This window comes from Kitasatospora acidiphila (assembly GCF_006636205.1).
Taxonomy (GTDB): domain Bacteria; phylum Actinomycetota; class Actinomycetes; order Streptomycetales; family Streptomycetaceae; genus Kitasatospora; species Kitasatospora acidiphila.
Window position 1 is genome coordinate 847,695 of record NZ_VIGB01000003.1, and the last position, 21,328, is coordinate 869,022.

Consider the following 21,328-nt stretch of genomic DNA (forward strand, 5'->3'; position numbering starts at 1 on the left):
CCCCGGGGTCAGTGGCCGCCCGCATCGATCACCTCGACGTCGAGGAAGTTGCGCTCGATCTCCTCCGCGGGCAGGGCGACGGCCAGCGCCCAGTAGTAGATGACCAGGGAGAAGCCGGTGATCAGGGCGATGTCCCACCAGAGCGGCAGGCGGCCGGTGGCCCCCTTGCCGAACTGGCCCTGCCAGGACATCAGGCCCATGCCCACCAGGTAGACGGGGAGCCACTGGCCGGCCCGGAAGTCCATCCGCGGCGCGCCCGGCAGGTGCTTGGCGCGCGCCCAGGCCGCGTAGCCGCCGAGCAGCAGATAGCCGATCAGGATCGAGGCGCCCAGCCGCCACAGGGTGTCCCAGCCGGACCAGTAGATGACCAGGCTGGCGATCACGAAGGCGACCGGCGAGATGATCTCGCCGGCCGGCAGGTGGTAGGAGCGCTCCAGGTCGGGGAAGCGCCGGCGCAGGACGCCGAAGGCGAGCGGCGCGCCCGCGTACATCAGCACCACGGCGGAGGTGATGAAGCCGACCAGCCGCTGCCAGCTGGGGAACGGCAGGAAGCACAGCACGCCGGCGACCCAGGCGACCACCAGGCCGAGCCACGGCACCGCGCGACGGTCGGTGGCCTGGAGCGCCTGCGGGGCATAGCCGTTGCGGCTGAGGCCGTAGCTGATCCGGGAGCTGGAGGTGACGTAGACCAGACCGGTGCCGGCGGGCGAGATGACCGCGTCGATGTAGAGGATGGTGGCCATCCAGCCGAGTCCGATCAGGGCGGCCAGCCCGGCGAACGGGCCGCTGATGCCCTTGTAGTCGAGGTTGGCCCAGCCGCCGGCGAAGGTGGCGGCGGGCAGCGATCCGATGAAGACCACCTGGAGCATGATGTAGACGACCGAGCCGATCAGCACCGAGCCGATCACGGCACGCGGGATGTCGCGGCGCGGGTTGCTGGACTCCCCGGCCCACTGGATCGCCTGCTCGAAGCCGAGCAGCGCGAAGATCACGCCGCTGCCGCTGATCGCGCTGAGCACACCGCGTGCGCCGTAGGGCGCGAAGCCGTGGCTGTGGAAGTTGGCGCCGTGGAACTCGGCGCCGGCGAAGACCAGGATGGTCAGCACCGGGACGGCGACCTTCCAGTAGGTGGCCGCGCTGTTGGTGTTGGCCAGCCATTTGACGCCGAGGAAGTTGATCGCGACGAAGATGGCGAGCAGCGCGGCGGCGACCACGAAGCCGGAGGCGGTGAGGGTCTGGTTGCTCTTCTTGAGCAGACCGTCGGCCCAAGTCCAGTGCTGGGCATAGCCGATCATCGCCTGGACCTCGATGGGCGCGGTGGCGGCGGACTGCAGCCAGGTGAACCAGCCGAAGCTCATGCCGGCGAAGCCGCCGAAGGCGTAGTGCGGATAGCGGGCGGTGCCGCCGGCCACCGGGAACAGGCCGCCGAGCTCGGCGTGCACCAGGGCGAGCAGCACGATGGCGACCGTTCCGACGCCCCAGGAGATCAGGGAAGCGGGCCCGGCTGCCCGGACCGCCTTCTCGGCGCCGAACAGCCAGCCGGATCCGATGATCGCCCCGACCGAGGCCCAGAGCAGGCCGATCATCCCGACCTCGCGGCGCAGGGCGTGGCGCCCGCCGGTCCGTCGGACCGCTCCGGGCATGGATGACGCCATGGCTTCCTCCCCGACTGACGACAGATCGAATCAGACGCTGCCGCAGATCACCGGCCGGGCGAGGGGTGCGCGCCGCTCACGGGCGGCGACTGTCAGTCGTCCGGCTCAGCATCATGTGCTGAGATAAATATGAGTCAGTTTTCCGTCCACATCCGTTGCTTTGATCGGGCCGCCCGTGCCAGGCTCGTCCTGCTCGTTCCTGCCAGGCCACGCCGTCCGCGGCCCGCTGGGCCGTGGCCGGCCGCTCGCACACCGCAGGGAGCCCGCTCACCACAGGGAAGGAGACCGCCGTGGTCAAGCACTACCTGAAGTACGCCCTGAGCACCCTCAGCGCCGCGATGTTCCTGCACATGACCTGACCCGGTCGCCGTGCCAGGCCCGGTCGGGCCGCGCGCCACCGCAGGGCACCGGCCCGACCGCTCGGACCGGCCTGGACCGGGTCCCCCGCCCGGCCCAGGCCATCCCGCGCCCGCAGGCGAAGAGCATCTCTGTGGAGAGGACACCGTGTTCGCCAGCGCACTGAGTCAACTGCGGTATGCCACCGCCGTGTTGCGAAACGGTCCGATCCGACCGCGGGACCTCGACCGGATCGCCCGCGAACTGCTAGCCACCCTCGCCGAGTTCGGCGAACCGGGCGACGACACCGCGCTGCTGCCCGGCCAGCGGGCGGCCGTCGACCCGGCGGTGCGCCGCACCATCACCACCCGCAGCCTGCGGGCCACCGCCCGGGCCGCGGTCCGGCACACCGCCTACTACCGCCAGGTCTTCGACCAGTTGGGGCTCAACCCGGCCGCCCTCGACCTGGCCGGCTGGTCCCAGGTGCCGGTGACGCCCAAGCGCGCGCTCCGCTCGCTGCCCGCCGCCTTCGTCTCCACCGCGGCCCGGCCCGCGCTGCTGGCGCTCACCACCGGGACCACCGGCACACCCACCGGAGTCTGGTTCTCCCGCACCGAGTTGGAGCTGCTCTCCGCCCTGAGCACCATCTCGGCGGCCATCGGACTCGGTCTGCGGCCCGAGCACACCGTGGCCTACGCGGGCTGCTCGCGCGCCACCCTGGCCCTGCTGAACTCCGAGGAGTCGGTCACCCGGATCGGCGCCGGCTTCGTCCAACTGGGCACCATCGACCCGGAGTCCGCGCTCGACCGGCTGGCCACCCCGCTCGGCCTGCCCGGCAAGGCCCCGCAGATCACCCATCTCACCACCTCCGCCTCCTACTTGGCCGCCCTGGTGGCGCAAGCCGAGCGCGGCGGCTGGCGCAGTGAGGACTTCGGGCTGCGGCTGATCAGCATCGGCGGCGAAGTGCTCTCCACGCCGCTGCGGGAGCGGGCCGCCGCCACCCTGGGCGGCCAGGTGGCCAACTCCTACTTGATGACCGAGCTGGTGCCCGCCGGCGCGGCCCCGTGCTCGCAGGGGCATCTGCACCACGGCACCGAGTTCGGCCACCTGGAGGTGCTGGATCCGCAGAGCTGGGAGCCGACCGCGCCCGGCGCCGTCGGCATGCTGGTGCACACGCCGTATGTGCCGTACCGGGAGTGCACCCTGCTGCTGCGCTACGCCACCGGCGACCTGGTCCGGCTGCCCGCCGGGCCGCTCGACTGCGAGCTGGCCGAGCTGCCGGCCACCTCGGACATCGTCGGCCGCTGGAGTGGCCCGCTCAGTGCCGTCCTGCCCACCCGGGACCTGCTCGACCTGCTGGAGGCCGAACCCGACGTGCCGCTGCCCACCAGATACGCACTGACCGACGAGCCCGGTGGCGCGGTGCTGCACGTGCTGGTCCGCCGGCTGCCGTCGGCCGCCCTGCTCGGGCGCCTGGAGGACGGCGCCACCGCCGCCGGCCTGCCGCTGGCCGCGATCCGGCTGTACGACGACCGCGAGTCCATGCCGCCCACCGTCCCGCTCCGCGCCGATCTGCGCGAGCACGGCTTCGCGGACCTCGGCCCGTCGCCGAGCCGCCCGACCCGCCTGGCCGGCCGCTCATGAACACCACCGCCCTGGCCGCGCTCAGCGGCGTCACCGCCGTCGCTATCGCCCTCGCGCTCGGCTACCTGGCCCGGATCCGGATCCCCCGACCGCCCGTCGGCGTCCACACGGCCGGGGACGTCGCCGTGGTCTGCGTCGGTGTGGTGCTGGCCCCGCTGCTGGATCTCGCGCTGCCGACTCCCGTGGTGGTGACGGTCTTCGGCGTGGTGCTGGGCACCGCCGCGCAGTTCACCCTCGCCCCGCTGCTCGGCGGCCGCTGGGCGTGGCTGCTGGCCGCCGCCGCGGTCGGCACCACCCTCGCCCTGCACGCTTCCCCCACCGGGGTGCTCGCCGCCACCGACGCGCTGCTGCTGATCGCGGTCGTCGGGGTGGCCAACCTGTGGGTGCAGAGCGGCATGCGGGCCGCCCATGTCGCCGCGCTCGCCGCCGTGTTGGCGGTCTACGACCTGGTGGCCACCACGCTCACCCCGGTCACCCTGCGGTTCGCCGCCGAGGTGCAGGGGCAGCCGTTCGCCCCGCAACTGGCGCTCACCCGCGGCGCGCTGCCGGTCTCGCTGGGCCTGGGAGACCTGCTGCTCCTGGTGCTCTTCCCGCTCGCCGCCGCCAAGGCGTACGGCCGCCGGGCCGCACTGCTGGCCGCCGCGGTGGGGCTGGCCGTGGTCAGCGCGGTCAGCGCGCTCTTCGCAACCCACGTCCTGACCACCGGCTTTCCGCTGCTCGCCGCGCTCGGCCCGCTGATCGTGGCGCAGCAGCTGTACTGGCGGCAGCGCTGCGGGCGGGAGCGCAGCTGGGCCGAGTGGCACTCCGGCGCCCGCGAGCCCGCCCCGCCGCCGGTCAACCCGGCCGAGGCGGCGCTGCGGGCCACCGCGGCGCCCGGCCTGCCCGACGACTGCTGGCTGGCGGTGCACGACGACCGGGTGGTGGGCGTCGGCGCGACCCCGGGCCGGGCCCGCCGCGACGCCCGCCGCCTCGGTCGGACGCCGACGGCGGTGCGCCAGCGGTGAGTCGACGTCACGTCAGATTGTGCTCCACCAGGCTCAACAGACGCGCCAGCTCCCCCTGTTCGGCTGCCGAGAGGCCCGCCAGGGTCACCCCCTCCAGCTCGCCCCAGATCTCGCCGACCTGCTCGCGCAACGCCTGCGCCGCCGCCGTCGGCGCCACGATGACGGCGCGGCGATCGGTCGCGCTGCGGCTGCGGCGCACGAAGCCGGACTGCTCAAGCCGCTGCACCATCCTGGTCACCGTGGAGGCGTCCAGGCCCAGCTGCTCGATCAACTCGCCCTGCGGCAGCGGCCCGTGATCCCAGAGCAGCATCATCAGCAGCTCCTGCCCGGCATGCAGACCGGAGCGGCGCAGCAACCGCTCCGCCGCGGCGCGATGCAGGCGGGAGACCCGGGCGATCGCATGACTTGTGGTGTCTCGTATGGCAGGCACCCGTTGATTGTACGCCCAATCGCCTGGCGCTCTTATTCGATACCCCCTTGTTCTGAGGGCGGTTTGGGGATTTACTTGGCCGTACAAGCAATCGGCCACGAGAGGCCACAAGCCGGGTTCCGGCAGACGAAGGGGGAGCCAGTCATGCGCGCCATCAGTGCGAGTGTGCGAGCCAACGACCCGCAGCGCGGCGACCGGACCGCGTTGGACCGTGCGGCGATCTGGGCCGGCCTGGTCCGCAAGGCGGAGAACGCCGTGCCGTTCGTGGCCGCGATGGACGAGTGCCGGGTGCTGGAGCGGACGGCGAACGGTCTGGTCCGCGAGGTGGTCTTCCACGGCGAGCGGGTGCGCGAGACGGTGGTCTTCGAGCCCATGACCCGGGTCAGCTTCTACCGCGACGACGAGCGGGCCCGCTGGGTGATCCACAACGACATCGAGGAGGGCGCCGACGGCGAGCTGCTGCTCACCTTCCGGGCCGAGGTGGACCTCGGCGGCGGCCCCGATGAGGACGCCGTGGCGGACCGGATGCACGCGGGTTATGTGAAGGCCATCGAGACCACGCTCGCCCTCAGCCGCGAGGCGCTGGGCTGAGGGCGGGGGCGCACGTGGCGCACGGTTGAGCCAGGGAGCATGGGGCGCTGGGGCAGGTGGCGCTCGATTGAGCCCCGGGGCACGAGGCGCTCGGCTGCCAGGGCCGCGCGCCGGGGCGCCGCCGTCTGCGCTTGGCGCAGTCGGCGGCACCCCGGTTCGTCAGCGTCAGGGCGTCTGCCCGTAGAACCGCTCGACCCGCAGCGTCAGCAGCTGGCGGCGCTCCTCGACCATCGCTGCGCGGAACTCCGCCCAGTCGGGGTGCTCACCGACCCCGGCCCGGTAGTAGTCGACCAGCTGCGCCACCGTGTCGTCATCCGGCGCCTGGGCGACGGGCGTCAGCTCGGCCGTGCCCTCGGCGACCGCCCAGGTGAAGAAGTCCGGGCTGGCCACATGGAGGCTGACGCGCGGGTCACGGGCCGCGTTCTTGGCCTTGGCGCGATCCGCGGTGACCGAGACCCGGATCAAGCCCTGCTCCTGATCGTAGACATAGAAGACATTGGACATCTGCGGGCGCCCGTCCCGCTTGATGGTGACCAGCACACCGCGCTTCCCCGATGCGAACAGCTCACGCATCCTGGCTTCGTCGGCCATCAGACCTCTCCTCCGCTCCTCGACATGAACTCGACACAGTCTCGACACGAACTGGACGGCAACCAGCGGGTCGACCTCGGGCATCAACGATCCACGCGGCCTCCGCTGTCCCAGTACATCCTGCACAGCATGTCCAAGACTCCACGTGATGAGCGTGTGATGTCCACGATGCGGGGTTGTTACCACGATGATGATCCGTCTAGTCTGCCTGCCAGCCGGCATCTGCCGGCACCCGAGCGCGGCACGCCTAGTCCTGCCCACCGCGCCCGGGATCCAGACCACCACACCACGTCAGGGCAGGAGCGGGGGACCCAGGTTCAGTGCCGTCCCGCGCGGCTAGGGGTGAAGCCGCCCACCGGATCCGTCCGGTCGGGCGGCCGGGCCAACCTCCCGGCCCGAACCCGACAGCTCACCTCGCAGGCGTGCGGAGAGGAAACAGACCCATGGTCTTCACCGGCCCTGGCCGCCATCGCCGCCCGACCCAGACCGAACGGGCCGTCGCGGCGGCCACCGTGGCGGGCGCCGGGCTGGCGCTGCCGCTGCTCGCCGCCACCGGCGCGCACGCCGCCCCGGCCAGCACCTGGGACGCCGTCGCCCAGTGCGAGACCGGCAGCACCTGGACCATGGACACCGGCAACGGCTACTACGGCGGGCTCCACCTCACCCAGCGCCAGTGGGACCACTACGGCGGCGACGAGTACGGCGCCGAGCCCTCGCACGCCACCCGCCAGCAGCAGATCGAGGTGGCCGAGGCGCTGTTCGAGGACCGGGGGCCGGGTACCTGGGGGCAGTGCGCGGTCACGGCCGGTCTGACGGCGCCGGGCAACTCGCAGGGCGGCCCCGGTACGCCCAGCACGCCGGGTGCTCCGGCGACTCCTCCGGTGAGCGCGCCGAACGCGCCGAGCGCCGCACCGAGCACGCCCGCCACGCCGGGCACACCGACCTCCCCGGGCACGCCCAGCCTGCCCGGCGCGCCCGGCCTGCCCGGCGCTTCGGCGGCCCCGCCCGCGTGGACGAACCCCGCAGCGCCCGCGAGCCCGGCCACCCCGGCGCCCGCCGCACCCGGCAACGCCGCCCCGAGCGCCCCGGCAACCCCGAGCACCCCCGCCACTGCGGGCGCCCCGACGGCCACCACCGCCCCCAGCACCCCGGCCCAGGCCGGCACCCCCGCCCCGGCAGCCCCCAGCACCGCCGCGGCGCCCACCGGGCCGTCCGCCGCCGTACCGGCGCCCGCTGCACCCGCCGCGCCCCCGCAGCAGACCGGCACGCCGCAGCCCGCGCCGCCCGGCACCCAGGCGCCCGGCACGCCCACCACCGCGCTGCCCACCACCGGCGGCTACACGGTGCAGCCCGGCGACTGCCTCTCGGAGATCGCCTACACCCACCACCTGGACGGCTGGCAGCAGTTCTACCAGCACAACGCCGACGTGGTCGGTGCCGACCCGAACCTGATCCTCCCGGGCCAGCACCTCCAGTTCCCCTGATCAGCCTCCTCCTCTGATCATCTGACGGGCTGTGGGCCATGGGCTGTGCGAGTGCACTCCCCACGGCCCGTCACAATGGAGTCATGTCCCGACGCACCGCCGCCAAGCCAGCCGCCCAGCCCACCACCTGCCCCTGCGGTCTGTCCGCCGCCTACGCCGACTGCTGCGGCAAGCTGCACCGCGGCCTCGCCCAGGCCGCCACCGCCGAGCAGCTGATGCGCTCGCGCTACAGCGCCTTCGCGGTCCGGGACATCGCCTATCTGCTGCGCAGTTGGCACCCCGACACCCGCCCGGCCGAGCTCGACCTCGACCCCGGGCTCAGCTGGGAGCGGCTGGAGATCCTGGGCAGCACCGAGGGCGGCCCGTTCCACACCGCCGGCACGGTGGAGTTCCGCGCCCACTTCCGCGAGCGCGGCCGGTCCGGCAGTCTGCACGAGAACAGCCGCTTCGTCCGCCACGACGGCGCCTGGGTCTACCTGGACGGCGACCACTCCGAGGACTGAGCACAGACCACCCGCCGAAAGGATCCGCGATGGCCCAACTGCCGCTCGCCGACCATCTGCGCACCCTGCCGCACGGCATCGTGTTCGCTGCCGTGCACTTCACCGACGGCGACGGACACCCACTGCTGCTGAAGTCCGTCTACGACCCGGACGTGTGGCAATTCGCCGGGGGCAACCTGGAGTTCGGCAGCGACCCGTGGGACAGCGCCCGCCGGGAGGTCCGCGAGGAGACCGGTCTGCTGCTGCCGACCCAGCCTGCCCCGCCGCTGCTCGCCCTGCTCTTCGTGGCGGCCGCGGGCGAGTGGCCGTTCAAGGTCGGGGTGGTCTTCGACGGCGGCACCCTCACGGCCGAGCAGTTGGCCGGCCTCGCCCTCGACCCGGCCGAGCACACCGAGTTCGCCGTCCGCCCACTCAGTGAGTGGCGCACCGTGCTCACCCCACCCCGACTCGCCCTGGTCGAGGCCGTGGCCCGCGCCCGGGACACCGGCCGGGCCGCCTACCTGCACCTCCCGCCGCAGCGGACCGGCGACTAGGGCGTTCCCCGGGGGCCGCCACACGAGCCGGCCCACGCACCGGGAGTACCTGGCCGAACTGGCCGACGATGGCCGGATCGCCTTGTGCGGGCCGTTGACCAGTGACACCGGCGGGCTGCTCGTCTTCCGGGCCAAGGACGAAGCCGAGGTACGGGAGATGGTGGATCACGACCCGTACGCGGAGGCGGGCGTGCTCAGCCACGTCCGGATCGAGCAGTGGAGTCCGGTGCTCGGCTGTCTCGCCGCACGGCTCTAGTCCACCGGGCGGGCCGCCCGGTCCCGGCTGCCCATCAGCTTCGCGGTCAGCGCCTGCCGCTTGGCGAACACCTCGGTCCGGCGCTCGGTCATCTGCCGCAGCGCGTCCTTGCGATCCCGCTTGGCGAGCCGGTCGACGTAGAGCCGGCCGTCGAGGTGGTCGGCCTCGTGCTGCAGGCAGCGCGCGAAGTATCCGAACCCCTCGATGGTGAGCGGCTTTCCGTCCTTGTCGTAGCCGTGCATCACGGTGTGCGCCGGCCTGGCGACGTCCATCGTCGCACCGGGGACGGAGAGGCAGCCCTCGACGTCCTCGATCAGGCGGCGCCCGCGTGCCGCCGTGTCCTCCTCGATCACCGGGTTGAGGATGTGGCCGACGTGCCGGACGCCGTCCTCGTCCAGGCAGTCGTAGACGAACAGCCGGAGGTCGACGTCCACTTGGTTGGCCGCCAGGCCCGCGCCGGCGGCGATGTACATGGTGGCGAACATGTCGTCGATCAGCCGGGCCAGCTCCGGGGTGCCGAACTCGGCGTCCGCCGGGCGGCACGGCCGGTGCAGGATCTCCTCCCCGAGCTCGGTGATCCGCAGCACCGAACCCCGCGCGGCCTCCGGCGGCAACACCGGGTATCCGTCCACCGGTTGGCCTTGCAGGTGCACTCGCACTCCGCCGCCGGGCCGCTCGAACTCCTCCAACACCTGCACGTCCTCGGGCGATTCGGACATCGGCGACTCCCTCTCCTCGGCCAACCATCGTGCTGGCGTGCTTGCCAACGGGCTTTGCAAAGTAGCAGACTTTGCAAAGTGACTGAAGATCTCGCAGCTCCCGCCCCCGGCACGGCCTCTGACGGACTGCCGGACCACGAGGTGCGCACCGCGCTGCTCCGGCTGCTGGCGGCCGAGGGCGCCGTGACCGCCACCCTGGCGGCCCAGCGGCTCGGCTACAGCTCCGGCCTCTGCTCGTTCCACCTGCGCCAACTGGCCCGCCACGGCCGGATCGAGCCGGTGCCCACCAGCGGTGGCCGGGCCCGCCCCTGGCGCCTGCGGCAGGCCGCCGGCGACGAGCCGCCGACGGCTCAGTTCGACCAGCTGGCACGGCGCCTGGAGGACGAGAGCTACCAGCGCTGGCTGGCCCGCCGCGAGCAGGCGGAGCCGCAGTGGCGGCAGGACGAGGCCTTCAGCTCGGTCGTCTATCTGACCCCCGAGGAGCTCGGCCGGGTCGCCGACTCGGTGCGCCGACTGCTCGCCGAGTTCCAGCACCGCGAGGCCGACCCGGCCAACCGGCCCGCCACCGCCCGCCCGGTCGCCGCCATCACCCGGCTCTTCCCACTGCTGCCCGAACCAGCGGAGTGAGCGAGTTGGCCGGACCAGGGTCCGCCGAAAACCCCTGTTCAAACGCGCTGCCACTGGCTAGCTTCGCAGCCATGGACCTCCCAACCACCCCCGCAGGCAGCCGATTCGACGGACTCGACACCAAGGCGGTGGCCGCGGCCGCCGTCGCCGTGCTGCTCTGGGCCTCCGCCTTCGTGGCGATCCGCACCGCCGCCAAACACTTCGGCCCCGGTGAACTGGCGCTCGGCCGACTGGTGGTGGGGTCCGTGGCGCTGCTCGCCGTCTGGGCGTTACGCCGGGAGGGGCTGCCCCGACGCGGCGCCTGGCCGGGCATCGTGGTGTCGGGGCTGCTCTGGTTCGGGCTCTACATGGTGGCGCTCAACTGGGGTGAGCAGAAGGTCGATGCGGGCACCGCCGCGATGGTGGTCAACATCGGCCCGCTGGCGATCGCGCTGCTCGGCGGGCTGGTGCTCAAGGAGGGCTTCCCGCGCGGCCTGCTCGCCGGGATGGCGGTCTCGTTCGCCGGGGCGGTGGTGGTGGGCGTATCCAGCAGCGGCAGCGGGCATGGCTCGTCCGTCCTCGGAGTGCTGCTCTGCCTGCTGGCCGCGCTGCTCTACGCGGGCGGTGTGGTGGCCCAGAAGCCCGCGCTCCGGCACGGCACCGCCCTCCAGGTGACCGCCTTCGGCTGCCTGATCGGCACCGTCGCCTGCCTGCCGTTCACCCCCTCGCTGCTCCACCAGTTGCACCGCGCCCCGCTCTCCGCCGACCTGGACCTGGTCTACCTGGGCCTGTTCCCGACCGCGCTGGCCTTCGGCGTCTGGGCCTACGCCCTGTCCCGGAGCACCGCCGGACGGATGGGCGCGACCACCTACGCCGTGCCGGCCCTGGTGGTCCTGATGTCCTGGGCCGCCCTCGGCGAGGTGCCCGGCTGGCTCACCCTGCTGGGCGGCTGCCTCTGCCTGGGCGGCGTCGCCCTGTCGCGACGCCGCAGTTGAGGCCGTGGCAGGTCAACTCCCGAAACGCGAGTTGAGGCCGTGGCAGGTCAACTCCCGAAACGCGAGTTGAGGCCGTGACAGGTCAACTCCCGTAGCGCAGCCGCTGATAGCGATCCCAGAGATCCCGCCGGTTGCGGTGCCCGAAGAACTGCTCCAGCAGGACCTCCAGGAAGACGGCCTCCGCCTCCGCCGTCCCGCCCCGGTAGCGGTCGCGGGCCGACTCCACCCACGCCGCCACCGGCCGGGCGCCGCTCCCGACCGGCTCGATGTCCACCGTGAAGATGCAATTGCCCGTCCAGCTACGGAAGATCAGGAGTCGGTTGCCGTCGAGGACCGCCTGCCACTTCTCCTCCATGCCCGACGGCTGCACGCCGTGCCGGACTCGCTGCCACTGGCCGGGCGTCCACGCCAAGTCCGGCACCGCGAGCGGCTTCGGGTTCAGTATCGGCCTCACCGGGGTCACATCGCCGGGCCCGGCGTCGGCGCCGAGGTTCTCGGGCTCGACCCAGTCGGGCAGTTGCTCGACGGCGGCCAGCCACTCCCCGGGGATGCCCGCAACTCCCAACCGGGCCGCCAGGATTCCGCCGACGATCGCGCAGGTGGTGTCCACATCGCCGCCGGCCGAGGCGGTCGCCCGCAGCCCGGCGGCGAAGTCGTCCAGGTGCCGGGCGGCGCACCAGAGCGTGAACGGCACGGTGTCGAACGCGCTGACGTTGCGCCCGTTGCCCAACTTGTGTTCGGCCAGCTCCTCATGGGGCTGCGCGGTCAGCTCCAGGGCCTCGCAGATCGCGTCCCGGATCCGGCCCGCCGGGGTCAGCTCGATCACCGGGCGCAGCAGCTCCTCGGGGGCCGGCAGGCGCCCTCGGCTGCCGGCCGCCACCGCCGCCGCGACCGCCACGGCCACCGTGCCGGCGACCGCCTCGGGGTGGGTGTGCGTCACCTCCGCCGAGCGTGCGGCCTGCCAGGCCGCCTCCGCCGGGTCGACCGCGAACCAGGCGCCGAGCGGTGCGACCCGCATCGCCGCGCCGTTCCCCCAGGAACCCTGTCCGTCGAACAGCTTGGCGGCCCGCTCCTGCTGCCACCCGCTCTCCCGGCTCTCGCGGAGCAGCTGGTTCATCGCCGCGCCATAGCCGCGGTCGAAGTCGTGGTGCTCGGCGAAGGAGTGGTCTAGTTCCCGCTGGTCGACGGTGCCGCGCAGCCGGAGCGCGGCGAAGACCGAGCAGGCCATCTCGGCGTCGTCGGTCCAGGGCCAGGGGGCGGCGGGCAGGTCACCCGCGCGGAGCACGGCCAGGGTCTCGGGGACGAAGTGCTGGGCGCCGTACGCATCGCCCACGGCCACGCCGTACAGCGAGTCGCGCGCGGCGGCACGGTGATTGAAGGAGCTCCAGGAAGTGGTCGAATCGGTCGAAGAAGAGAAGTGATCAGACATCAGCAGACATAATCTCACCGTCACCTGCGAGAGGAACCACCGTGTCGCTCAACCCCGATGACCAGCTCCAGCGCGCGCTCGCCTTCCGTGATCTGCATGCCGCGCCGGGTGCCTTCGTCATGCCCAATGTGTGGGACGCCGGCACGGCCAGCCTGCTGACCGGGCTCGGCTACCAGGCGCTGGCCGGCACCAGCGGCGGGCTGGCCAGCAGCCTCGGGCGGCCCGACGGGGCCAACCTGGTGCGGCGCGAGGAGACCCTCGCCAACGCGCGGGCGCTGGTGGGCGCCACCCATCTGCCGGTCTCCGCCGACCTGGAGGGCGGCTTCGGGGCCGGGCCCGAGCACGTCGCCGAGACCATCCGGCTCGCCGCCGATGCCGGGCTGGTCGGCGGCTCGATCGAGGACGCGACGGGCGATCCGCAGGCGCCGCTGTACCCGTTCGCCGAGGCGGTGGCGCGGGTGCGGGCGGCGGTGCTGGCGGCGCGTGAGCTCGACTTCCCGTTCACGCTGACCGCGCGGGCCGAGAACTTCCTCTACGGGCAGCCCGATCTGGACGACACCATCCGCCGCCTGCAGGCCTTCGAAGAGGCGGGCGCGGATGTGCTCTTCGCCCCCGGACTGCCCGACGCGGAGTCGGTGCGGGCCGTCTGCGCCGCCGTGTCCCGCCCGGTCAGTGTCCTGGCCGCCGGGCCGCTGCTGACGTTGACGGTGGATCAGCTCGGTGAGCTGGGCGCGCGCCGGATCAGCCTGGGCTCCGGCCTCTCCCGGGTGGCCCTCACCGCCACCCTGCACGCGGCCCGGGACATCCAGCACACCGGCTCCTTCGCCGCCCTCACCGACGCCCTGCCCTACGCCACCGTCAACGCCCTCCTCAGCGCCCCGGGCCCGGACTGGCCCTGAGCCGCCGCATCGGGCCCTACCCCCGGGAGCACATCTGGAACAGGCGTCAAGAACAGGTTGACGATGGGCGATCGTCAACTTACTCTTGACGCATGAGCCCACTCGACATCAACCTCGCCGACCTGATCGCCCGCCTCGACGAGGAGCTCCCCGACGCCAACGAACTGGCCCGCATCAGCGAGGCGCGCCTGCGCGCTCAGACGCTGTCCGACCTCGGTGACCAACTCATCGACCACTACGTCACCAAGGCCAAGCAGACCGGCGCGTCCTGGACCGAGATCGGCGACGCCATCGGCGTGTCCAAGCAGGCCGCTCAGCAACGCCACACGCCCGCCGCCTTCGAGCGGTTCACCGACCTGAACCGGCACAGCATCGTGCTGGCCCAGGAGGCCGCCCGAACGCACAAGCACGACTTCATCGGCACCGAGCACATGCTGCTCGGCCTGCTCCGCGAACCGCGGGGCCTGGCGTACCAGGTGCTGGTGGCGAAAGCCGGGTCGGAGCAGCGCGTCCGCGACGCGATCGAGGAGGCGCTGCCGCCGGCCGGGGAGAAGGCGCTGCGCGGTCACATCGCGTTCCGGCCGGAGAGCAAGGAGGCCATCACGCAGGCACGCCGTTCATCGGTCGACCTCGGCCACGACTGGGTCGGCACGGAACACACGCTGCTGGGCCTGATCCGCACCGAGGAGAGCCCGGCCGCGCAGATCCTGCGCAACCTCGGCTTCACGTCGGACGAGCTGCACGAGACGGTCAGGACCGAGATCGCCAAGCGGCTCGCCGCACGCGACAAGGAGTAGCGGAACGGTCAGCCGACGGGCGGAGCGGTTCGAGACTGGTGAAGCGATACCACGCTGGGCCTCGGCGCGCTGGTAGAGCAATGTCGCGAACCGCCTCGTAAACCACTGGCCGATCGCATCATCCCGGAGGGAAGCTGTGCCCCATGACGACCACTTTGATCACCGGGGCCAACAAGGGCCTCGGCCACGAGACCGCCCGCCGCCTGATTGCCGCGGGCCACACCGTCTACCTGGGAGCGCGCAGCATCGAGCGGGGCGCGGCGGCCGCAGCCGAGCTCGGCGCCCGGTTAGTGCAACTCGATGTCACCGACGATGCGTCAGTCGCCGCCGCAGTGGCCACCATTGAGGCCGACGGCAACCTGGACGTGCTGGTCAACAACGCCGGAATCGAGGTGCGGTCACCGGAGGGCGACATCATCGGCGCCGCGGAGCTGACCGCCGATGTGATGCGCGAGGTGTTCGAGACCAACGTCTTCGGCCTGGTCCGGGTGACCCACGCCTTCCTGCCGCTGCTGGAACGCTCCGCCGCCCCGGTCGTGGTCAATGTCAGCAGCGGCACGGCGTCGCTGGCCCTGGCCGGCAAGGGGTACCCGGGAGTGGCCTACCCGGCCTCCAAGACCGCGGTCAACATGCTCACCGTGCAGTTCGCCAAGGCGTTCCCACTGATGCGGATCAACGCCGTGGAGCCCGGCTACACCGCGACGGACCTGAACCGGCACGAGGGCACACAGACCGTCGAGCAGGGCGCCGAGATCATCGTTCGGATGGCTCAGCTGGGGCCGGACGGCCCGACCGGCGGCTACTTCGGCGCGGCGGGCCCTCTGGCCTGGTAGGCGACGAGGTTTACGATGCGGTCCAGGATGTCACCGGCCAGGGCCGTGACGTGACAACGGCCGCACGGGTTCTTCGGATGTGACCAAGAAGTAGGCCCGTACGGCCTTGAGTCAGGAACCCTGGCGGACGGGAGCCCGATCCGTAACAGCAGGTACTGATACTGCCGCCGGAGCCCTCGGAGCGGCCGCCACCGGTCAGGCAGGTTGCGCTGCCGCCTGGTCCTCCGGCGCCTCGCTCACCACCGGCGGCTGACCCTGCCGGCCTTCGCGGTGCCGGCGCTCGATGCGCTGCCCCCATCCGGCGCCGACCACGATCAGGACCGCGCCGATGGCGCCGTACAGCCCGAGGTGGTCGCCGCCGAGGAGTACGCCGACCAGCAGCGCCCAGACGGGTTCGGTCCCGAGCAGCAGGCTTACCCGGGAGGGCGAGGTGGTGCGTACGGCCCACGTCTGGACGACGAACGCGAAGACCGTGCAGATCAGCGCGAGGTAGAGCAGATCGGCCCACTGCACCGGCCCGAGCCGGGAGACGAGGGTGGCGAGGGACACGGCGGAGCCTCGGACCAGTGGGCCGGCCAGGCAGAACAGCACGGCCGCCGTGGTGAGTTGGATGAAGGTGAGGCTGAGCGAGTCGTACGCCTTCCCGGCGGACCGTCGGTGCATCACGGTCACGTGCACGGCGCGGATGGCCGCGGCGGCCAGGATCAGCCAGTCGCCGAGGGTCGGGGCGTGCAGACCGGAGCGGGAGGCCAGCAGGCCGACGCCGACCACGGCCATCACCGCGGCGAGGAAGAACCGGGCGGGGAGCCAGGAACGGCTCACGCTGCTCTCCAGCAGCGGGGTCATGACGATGGTGAGGCTGATGATGAGCCCGGCGTTGGTCGCGGTGGTGTGGGCGACGCCGAAGGTCTCGAACGCGAAGATCACAGCGAGGATCAGGCCGAGCAGCGCCCCGGTGACGATCTCACCCCGGCCGGCTCCCCGCAGCCTGCGCAGGGCGAGCGGCAGCATCGCCGCCGCGGTGACCACGAACCGCAGGGCGAGGACGGCGACGACGGTGGCGGGCGTGACGAGCTCCTTGACGGCCAGGTAGGTGGAGCCCCAGACGGCTGCCACGAGCAGCAGCAGGACGTCGATCAGGCCGGCGCGTGACTGGTTCTCCCGCAAGGGTTGTTCTCTCCTCCGTGCCGATGGGTGTTGCTCCGCCGCGGATGAACGTACCAGTGCGGATCAGCAAGAGGATCTTCGTCTCGCTCCCGGCTCACAACCCCCGGATGGCCTCGCCCAGTTCGGTCCCGTAGGAGGCCCAGCAGATGATCGAGCCATCGTCGCCGAGCTGGCCCATGCACCACTCCCCGTCCGCTCGCACCAGGCACAGCCCATGGAACGAGAGGATGACGTCAGGCTGGAGTGGGAGGTAGTCGTGCCGGCCGAACTCCTCGATGACGACGAACCGTTCGAGGGACAGCAGGACCGCTTCCGAGTCCCCTGATTCGGAGCGCACCCGCTCCATCGTCCACCCGTCGGGAAGGCCTGTTTCCACCACCCCATGGTCGCATGCGATAACTCGGTGGCGCGACCGGCTCATTGCGTAGCAGCATGGCGCAGCATGAGTGACCGACCCGCGCGCTGGACCCAGGCAACCGTCTACCCCGACATGTGGGCCGATCCGGACGACGACCCCCGCAACAGCGAAGGTCCGGACCCGGAAGGCGAATTGGCCACGCTGCTGGACTACCTGACCAACTACCGGCTGACCCTGCGGATGAAGTGCGCGGGCCTGAACGCGGAGCAGTTGGCCCGTCGCTCGGTTCCGCCGTCGACGATGTCGCTGCTCGGACTGGTCCGGCACCTCGCCGAGGTGGAACGGGACTGGCGCAACTGGCTCACCGATGCCGACCCGCTGCCGAAGCTGTACGGCAAGCGCGACGCGGACTTCGACGGAGCCGTCGCCGAGCAGGCCGTGGTCGACGCCGCGTACGCCGATCTGGAGCGCGAGCAGGCCGCGACCGACGCCGCGCTGGCCGAGTTCCCGGACCTGGGCGAGCGGGCGGGCAAGGACGGGGTCTCCATTCGGTCACTGATGGTGCACAGGATCGAGGAGTACGCCCGTCACTGCGGGCAGGCCGACCTGTTGCGCGAGTGCGTCGACGGGCGGGTGGGCCAGTGACGGTCGAATCGCACCGGGGCGAACCGGCGCCGGGATCCGGGCGCGGGCAGGCCGCGTTGACGCGGTTGTGGGAGCGGCGCTGGCCCGACTGCCTGCCTGTCTCGTACCGACTGCGCGGCCCCTACCGGGATGTCTGGGTGCGGTTCCACAGCCTCCCGGAGTCGAAGCGGTATCCGGAGGACGAGGGCGAGTACGCCATCGTGCTGGGGCGCTACAACACCGTTCTCGACGAACTGTTCGCCGGGACGGACGTCTACGTGGTCACGCCGGTCTGGACGAACGGCTCCGACGTCCCGCCGCAGCAGCCGCACCAGCCGGAGGACGGCTACTGGCGGAGCGTGCTGGCCGAGGACGACGACGATCCGGAGTTCCGCGTCTACTGCCATCTCTTCGCCATCCGCCGCCGCTGGCAGCGGGGTTGCCTCGACGAGCTGCTGCGCGACGTCGCCGACGACAAGGTGGCGGGCGTGCTGATCACCGACACCGAGTTGCGGCGCATCCACGCCCCCTACGACGGCGGGGCCGATGTGCTCCTCACCACGCCCGAGGAACGCGACCGACTCCGCAACCGGCACGGCGACTGGCTCTCAAGCCACCCGGCCGGCCTCTGACTGCCGCGTCCACGACCGCAGTCCCGGATGCGGCCGCGTTCCCGAATGCGTCCTCAGTCCCGGATCCCGGCCGCTCGCAGCCTGCGGCAGACAACCTCCCACTCCGGCGTGATGACCTCCGTGGTGCGGGCGCCCACCCCGCGGTCCTTGAATCCGCTGGAGGTGGCCAGGCACACCACCGGCCCGTCGAAGTCCGCGGCATCCGCGACGACCTCCGCTTCGGCCTGCGCTCCGGCCCCCACTCCGAGAGCGCGCAGGCCCGCGAGTCCGGCGGCGCTGGAGAGTTCCGTCCACAGGCCGGCGCGGGCCAGTTCACCGTGCGCGGCCGCGAGTTGATCGTCGGTGAGTTCGAGGGCCCGGCCGCCGCTGTCCCGGACGGCGACCACGCCGCGGTAGCCGCTGACCGGGGAGACGATGGAGTAGGCCTCGGTCGGCTCCACGGTGACCTGTGCTGCCGGGAGGCCCTTGCGCACCGCCTGGGCGAGCGGCGCGGCGGCGGCCGGCTCGCAGGCGACCATGCGCGGTAGGCGGTCGGTCAGGCCGAGGCGGCGCAGTTCGGTGAAGCCCTTCCAGACGCCGTAGAGGAGTTCGCCGTAGCCGGTGGGCACGAACACGGCTGCCGGCACGCCGAGTTCCAGGTGGATCTCGTAGGCGATGCTCTTGTACCCCTCGGGGCCGAAGGCGTGCCCGGTGTGTGTGGTGGTGAGGTTGCTGACCGGGTGCAGGCCGGTCCGCTCGACCACCTGCCGCATCAGCGGCCAGCGCGCCTCCCAGGGCACCGGCAGCACCACCGCGCCGTAGGCGTTGAGGAACGTGTCGACCGCTGGGGGCAGCTCCGGGCCCGCGATCACGACGCACCGCAGGCCGGCGCGGGCCGCGTAGGCGGCCGCTGATGCCCCGTGGTTGCCGGAGGAGGCCACCACGATGCCCGGCGCCCCGACCGCCACGGCCGCGCTGGTGGTGCAGCGGTTGAGGCGGTCCTTGTGGCTCCAGGTGGGGTTGCGGGACTCGTCCTTGATGAAGACCCCGGGTTCGAGCTCGATGAGCGGTGTGCCGCCTTCGGCGAGGCCCGGTGCGGCCAGCGGCGGGAGCAGCGGTGCCCAGCGGTCCAGCCCGCTGCCCCGCCCCACGCCTCCGCCCGTGGAGAACAGCGCGGGGTCGGCCCGGTCGTAGGCGTAGTCGACCTCGACCGGGTAGGAGACGTCATCCGTGCTGGTACGCGGGCAGCCGGCGGTCAGCGGGGGCCAGAGCGGATAGCTGATGCCCGGATCCCCCAGCGATCGCTGCGCGGTTGCCAGAGATGCTTCTGCTGCCAACGAGGTGTCTGTAGCCACCCGTTGAGCCTATCCCCCGCCCGCCACGGGCACCTGCGACAGTCATCCGCTCACCAGCTGTACCAGCCTGATCACCAGCACGGCGACGGAGAAGACCAGGTAGCCGCGCAGAGTCAGGAGGCCGACGCGGCGGCCCGGGCTCATCTCGGGGCGCTTGAGAGTGTCGAGGGGCGGGGTGCGCCAGGCGGCGCGGCGTTCGGCGAGTTGTTCGCGCCGCTGGCGCCTGTCGACCCCGGCGGGGCGGTGCTCGGCGGACGGGCGGGGTCGACGCCACCACAGCACGGCGGCGGTCAGCACGCCCAGGATCGAGCAGCCCGCAATTCCCAGCAGGATCTGATGGGTTGTGATGTCGGGGTAGAAGGTGGTGACGACGGGGGCCAGCGAGAAGGTGGTGACCGCCCAGACGATCAGCCCGGCCACCGCGTTCTGCCGCGCGGTGTTGACCCAGGGCCCCAGCACCGCCTTGTCATTGGCGAGCAGCAGCAGGAAGACCACGGCGGATGGCAGTAGCACGCCGTTGAGGGCCTCGATGTAGTCGATGAACGTGCCCATCGCGTCGCCGGCGGTGAGCACCAGCGCGGCGCAGCCGGCGAGCAGGACGGCGTAGCTGCCGTAGAACAGCGGGGCCTGGCGAGGCTTCCAGTGCAGCGAGTGCCGCATGCTCGGGAAGACGTCGCCGAGGGTGTAACTGGTCGTCAGTCCGACCAGATTGGCGCCGATCAGCGAGCCGTCGAGGGTGGCCAGGGCGACCAGGGCGCCGATGCCGTGGCCGACGTAGCGGTCCAGGGCGTGGGCGGTGCTGCCGATGGTGTCGAAGTTGCCGAAGGCGTCGGTGTGGCCGAGTCCGAACGCCGTGGCCACCAGCAGGGCGAGGGCGGCGGCGAGTTCGATCAGGATGCCGGCGCCCAGGTCGATGCGCGCGTAGCGGATCCAGCGCGGGGTGATGCGCTTGTCGACGATGCTGGACTGCTGGAAGAAGAGTTGCCAGGGCTCGACGGTGGTGCCCACGATGGCGATGATGATCAGCAGCAGGGTGCTGTTCACTCCCCCGGGCAGGTTGGGCACGAACCCGGCGGCGGTGGTGGCGGCCGAGGGGTTGACCAGGAACGCCATGGGGAGAGCCGCCAGGTTGACGACCACCAGGAACACCATGAAGCGTTCCCAGATGCGGAAGGTGCCGCCGGCGATGGCCAGCGACAGCAGCACCACGGACGCCGGGACGGCGATGTAGTCCGGTACGCCGAAGTAGCCGAGCGCCAGGGAGAGTCCGAGGAAGTCGGCCATCACGGTGGCGGCGTTGATGATCAGCAGGTCGATGACCGAGAAGGTGCCCCAGAACCTGCCGAACCTGGCGAAGATCAGCCTGGCATGGCCGACACCGGAGACCGCACCGAGCCGGATCACCATCTCCTGGTTGACGTACAGGATCGGGAAGAGCAGCACCAGGACCCAGAGCAGGCCCATGCCGTAGTTCTGGCCCATCTGCAGGTAGACCTGCACGCCGCCGGCGTCGTTGCCGCCGCCCATCACGATGAGGCCGGGGCCGAGCACGGCCAGCAGCATCCGCAACCGCTTGCGCCGCGAGGGAGTCCGCCCGGTCTCGGCCGACGGGATGCTCCCGAGTGCTCCGATGATGTCGCGGTTCTGGCCGCCGTCCGGGGCCGAGGAGTCGAGGGTTCCGGCCGGTGCGCCGGAAGCGGGCAGTCGGCCGGGATCGTCTGTCGTCACGTTGCTCCACTCCAAGGTCAGCGCGACACAAGCTGATTGGGCCCGCGATCGGTGCCGGTCGGCGGATCGGTCGCGGCGGAGCCGGGTCTCCGGGAGGGTCGGCCCTACTCGGGAGGACGAGAAGGGTGCCCCTGCCTGGGAGGACGAGAACCGGCCTGGGTGAAGTCGTCAGCGGCAGGC

24 protein-coding genes and 1 riboswitch are annotated in these 21,328 nt (G+C 72.0%); of the genes, 15 read left to right on the forward strand and 9 right to left on the reverse strand.

The window, feature by feature from the left end; translation table 11 throughout:
* Positions 1-8: 8 nt before the first annotated feature.
* Positions 9-1,655 carry an APC family permease gene (locus tag E6W39_RS04670; protein ID WP_228717966.1) on the reverse strand — a complete coding sequence of 549 codons (1,647 nt, stop codon included), beginning with the start codon at positions 1,653-1,655 and terminating at the stop codon, positions 9-11.
* A 233-nt stretch (positions 1,656-1,888) separates the two neighbouring features.
* Between E6W39_RS04670 and E6W39_RS42660 the strand changes: the two genes are divergently transcribed.
* The 3 genes from E6W39_RS42660 to E6W39_RS04680 all read left to right on the forward strand — a co-directional run bounded on the left by E6W39_RS42660 (position 1,889) and on the right by E6W39_RS04680 (position 4,639).
* A complete protein-coding gene (locus tag E6W39_RS42660) occupies positions 1,889-2,014 on the forward strand; it encodes a hypothetical protein (RefSeq protein ID WP_267286670.1) in 126 nt (41 codons plus the stop codon).
* A gap of 145 nt (positions 2,015-2,159) precedes the next feature.
* On the forward strand, positions 2,160-3,635 hold the full coding sequence (locus tag E6W39_RS04675; protein WP_141632401.1) for an AMP-binding protein: 1,476 nt from the start codon (positions 2,160-2,162) through the stop codon (positions 3,633-3,635).
* Positions 3,632-4,639: a hypothetical protein gene (locus tag E6W39_RS04680; RefSeq protein WP_141632402.1), complete on the forward strand. Its 1,008-nt coding sequence runs from the start codon at positions 3,632-3,634 to the stop codon at positions 4,637-4,639. The genes E6W39_RS04675 and E6W39_RS04680 overlap by 4 nt, the downstream gene beginning before the upstream one ends.
* A 7-nt stretch (positions 4,640-4,646) precedes the next feature.
* Here E6W39_RS04680 and E6W39_RS04685 read toward each other — a convergent pair whose 3' ends face one another.
* The gene (locus E6W39_RS04685; protein WP_228717967.1) at positions 4,647-5,069 is read right to left on the reverse strand and encodes a MarR family winged helix-turn-helix transcriptional regulator; all 423 of its coding nucleotides are present in this window, start codon (positions 5,067-5,069) and stop codon (positions 4,647-4,649) included.
* Positions 5,070-5,213: 144 nt separating this feature from the next.
* Here E6W39_RS04685 and E6W39_RS39080 point away from each other — a divergent pair, with 144 nt between their 5' ends.
* A complete protein-coding gene (locus tag E6W39_RS39080; protein WP_181799099.1) occupies positions 5,214-5,660 on the forward strand; it encodes an SRPBCC family protein in 447 nt (148 codons plus the stop codon).
* A gap of 165 nt (positions 5,661-5,825) precedes the next feature.
* Here the strand turns inward: E6W39_RS39080 and E6W39_RS04695 are convergent, their stop codons facing one another.
* Positions 5,826-6,251, reverse strand: coding sequence for a PPOX class F420-dependent oxidoreductase (locus E6W39_RS04695; RefSeq protein WP_141632404.1), 426 nt, complete (start codon positions 6,249-6,251; stop codon positions 5,826-5,828).
* 274 nt (positions 6,252-6,525) lie between these two features.
* Positions 6,526-6,688: riboswitch (cyclic di-AMP (ydaO/yuaA leader) on the forward strand.
* A gap of 6 nt (positions 6,689-6,694) precedes the next feature.
* Between E6W39_RS04695 and E6W39_RS43415 the strand changes: the two genes are divergently transcribed.
* The 4 genes from E6W39_RS43415 (at position 6,695) to E6W39_RS04715 (ending at position 9,027) form a co-directional block, all read left to right on the forward strand.
* Positions 6,695-7,735 (forward strand): LysM peptidoglycan-binding domain-containing protein, encoded by a 1,041-nt coding sequence (locus E6W39_RS43415; RefSeq protein WP_141632405.1) that lies wholly within the window; start codon positions 6,695-6,697, stop codon positions 7,733-7,735.
* Between the two features lie 83 nt (positions 7,736-7,818).
* Positions 7,819-8,238, forward strand: a complete 420-nt coding sequence (locus E6W39_RS04705; protein ID WP_141632406.1) for a YchJ family protein — start codon at positions 7,819-7,821, stop codon at positions 8,236-8,238.
* Between the two features lie 29 nt (positions 8,239-8,267).
* On the forward strand, positions 8,268-8,771 hold the full coding sequence (locus tag E6W39_RS04710; RefSeq protein WP_141632407.1) for an NUDIX domain-containing protein: 504 nt from the start codon (positions 8,268-8,270) through the stop codon (positions 8,769-8,771).
* Positions 8,653-9,027 carry a YciI family protein gene (locus E6W39_RS04715; protein ID WP_141632408.1) on the forward strand — a complete coding sequence of 125 codons (375 nt, stop codon included), beginning with the start codon at positions 8,653-8,655 and terminating at the stop codon, positions 9,025-9,027. The genes E6W39_RS04710 and E6W39_RS04715 overlap by 119 nt, the downstream gene beginning before the upstream one ends.
* On the opposite strand, the gene def is transcribed toward E6W39_RS04715, so the two are convergent.
* Complete coding sequence (gene def / locus E6W39_RS04720) at positions 9,024-9,746, reverse strand: peptide deformylase (RefSeq protein WP_141632409.1); 723 nt, start codon at positions 9,744-9,746, stop codon at positions 9,024-9,026. The genes E6W39_RS04715 and def overlap by 4 nt on opposite strands.
* Positions 9,747-9,824: 78 nt before the next feature.
* Here def and E6W39_RS04725 point away from each other — a divergent pair, with 78 nt between their 5' ends.
* Both E6W39_RS04725 and E6W39_RS04730 read left to right on the forward strand, forming a co-directional pair.
* Positions 9,825-10,373 carry a winged helix-turn-helix domain-containing protein gene (locus E6W39_RS04725; protein WP_228717969.1) on the forward strand — a complete coding sequence of 183 codons (549 nt, stop codon included), beginning with the start codon at positions 9,825-9,827 and terminating at the stop codon, positions 10,371-10,373.
* Between the two features lie 71 nt (positions 10,374-10,444).
* On the forward strand, positions 10,445-11,347 hold the full coding sequence (locus E6W39_RS04730) for a DMT family transporter (protein WP_141632410.1): 903 nt from the start codon (positions 10,445-10,447) through the stop codon (positions 11,345-11,347).
* Positions 11,348-11,429: 82 nt separating this feature from the next.
* On the opposite strand, the gene E6W39_RS41035 is transcribed toward E6W39_RS04730, so the two are convergent.
* Complete coding sequence (locus E6W39_RS41035; RefSeq protein ID WP_220140163.1) at positions 11,430-12,776, reverse strand: ADP-ribosylglycohydrolase family protein; 1,347 nt, start codon at positions 12,774-12,776, stop codon at positions 11,430-11,432.
* A gap of 41 nt (positions 12,777-12,817) precedes the next feature.
* Between E6W39_RS41035 and E6W39_RS04740 the strand changes: the two genes are divergently transcribed.
* The 3 genes from E6W39_RS04740 (at position 12,818) to E6W39_RS04750 (ending at position 15,305) form a co-directional block, all read left to right on the forward strand.
* The gene (locus E6W39_RS04740) at positions 12,818-13,675 is read left to right on the forward strand and encodes an isocitrate lyase/PEP mutase family protein (protein ID WP_141632411.1); all 858 of its coding nucleotides are present in this window, start codon (positions 12,818-12,820) and stop codon (positions 13,673-13,675) included.
* Positions 13,676-13,767: 92 nt separating this feature from the next.
* Positions 13,768-14,472, forward strand: a complete 705-nt coding sequence (locus E6W39_RS04745) for a Clp protease N-terminal domain-containing protein (RefSeq protein WP_141632412.1) — start codon at positions 13,768-13,770, stop codon at positions 14,470-14,472.
* A gap of 143 nt (positions 14,473-14,615) precedes the next feature.
* Positions 14,616-15,305 (forward strand): SDR family NAD(P)-dependent oxidoreductase, encoded by a 690-nt coding sequence (locus tag E6W39_RS04750; protein ID WP_141632413.1) that lies wholly within the window; start codon positions 14,616-14,618, stop codon positions 15,303-15,305.
* Positions 15,306-15,500: 195 nt separating this feature from the next.
* On the opposite strand, the gene E6W39_RS04755 is transcribed toward E6W39_RS04750, so the two are convergent.
* Together E6W39_RS04755 and E6W39_RS04760 are read right to left on the reverse strand one after the other, a co-directional pair.
* Positions 15,501-16,472 carry a DMT family transporter gene (locus tag E6W39_RS04755; RefSeq protein WP_141632414.1) on the reverse strand — a complete coding sequence of 324 codons (972 nt, stop codon included), beginning with the start codon at positions 16,470-16,472 and terminating at the stop codon, positions 15,501-15,503.
* 94 nt (positions 16,473-16,566) lie between these two features.
* Complete coding sequence (locus E6W39_RS04760; protein WP_141637544.1) at positions 16,567-16,818, reverse strand: hypothetical protein; 252 nt, start codon at positions 16,816-16,818, stop codon at positions 16,567-16,569.
* Between the two features lie 96 nt (positions 16,819-16,914).
* On the opposite strand from E6W39_RS04760, the gene E6W39_RS04765 reads away from it, so the two are divergent.
* On the forward strand, positions 16,915-17,475 hold the full coding sequence (locus E6W39_RS04765; protein WP_141632415.1) for a DinB family protein: 561 nt from the start codon (positions 16,915-16,917) through the stop codon (positions 17,473-17,475).
* A complete protein-coding gene (locus tag E6W39_RS04770; protein ID WP_228717970.1) occupies positions 17,472-18,086 on the forward strand; it encodes a DUF3885 domain-containing protein in 615 nt (204 codons plus the stop codon). The genes E6W39_RS04765 and E6W39_RS04770 overlap by 4 nt, the downstream gene beginning before the upstream one ends.
* A gap of 53 nt (positions 18,087-18,139) precedes the next feature.
* Here the strand turns inward: E6W39_RS04770 and E6W39_RS04775 are convergent, their stop codons facing one another.
* Together E6W39_RS04775 and E6W39_RS04780 are read right to left on the reverse strand one after the other, a co-directional pair.
* The gene (locus E6W39_RS04775) at positions 18,140-19,420 is read right to left on the reverse strand and encodes a threonine synthase (protein WP_228717971.1); all 1,281 of its coding nucleotides are present in this window, start codon (positions 19,418-19,420) and stop codon (positions 18,140-18,142) included.
* Positions 19,421-19,462: 42 nt separating this feature from the next.
* The gene (locus tag E6W39_RS04780; RefSeq protein WP_220140164.1) at positions 19,463-21,148 is read right to left on the reverse strand and encodes an NRAMP family divalent metal transporter; all 1,686 of its coding nucleotides are present in this window, start codon (positions 21,146-21,148) and stop codon (positions 19,463-19,465) included.
* Positions 21,149-21,328 lie beyond the last annotated feature (180 nt).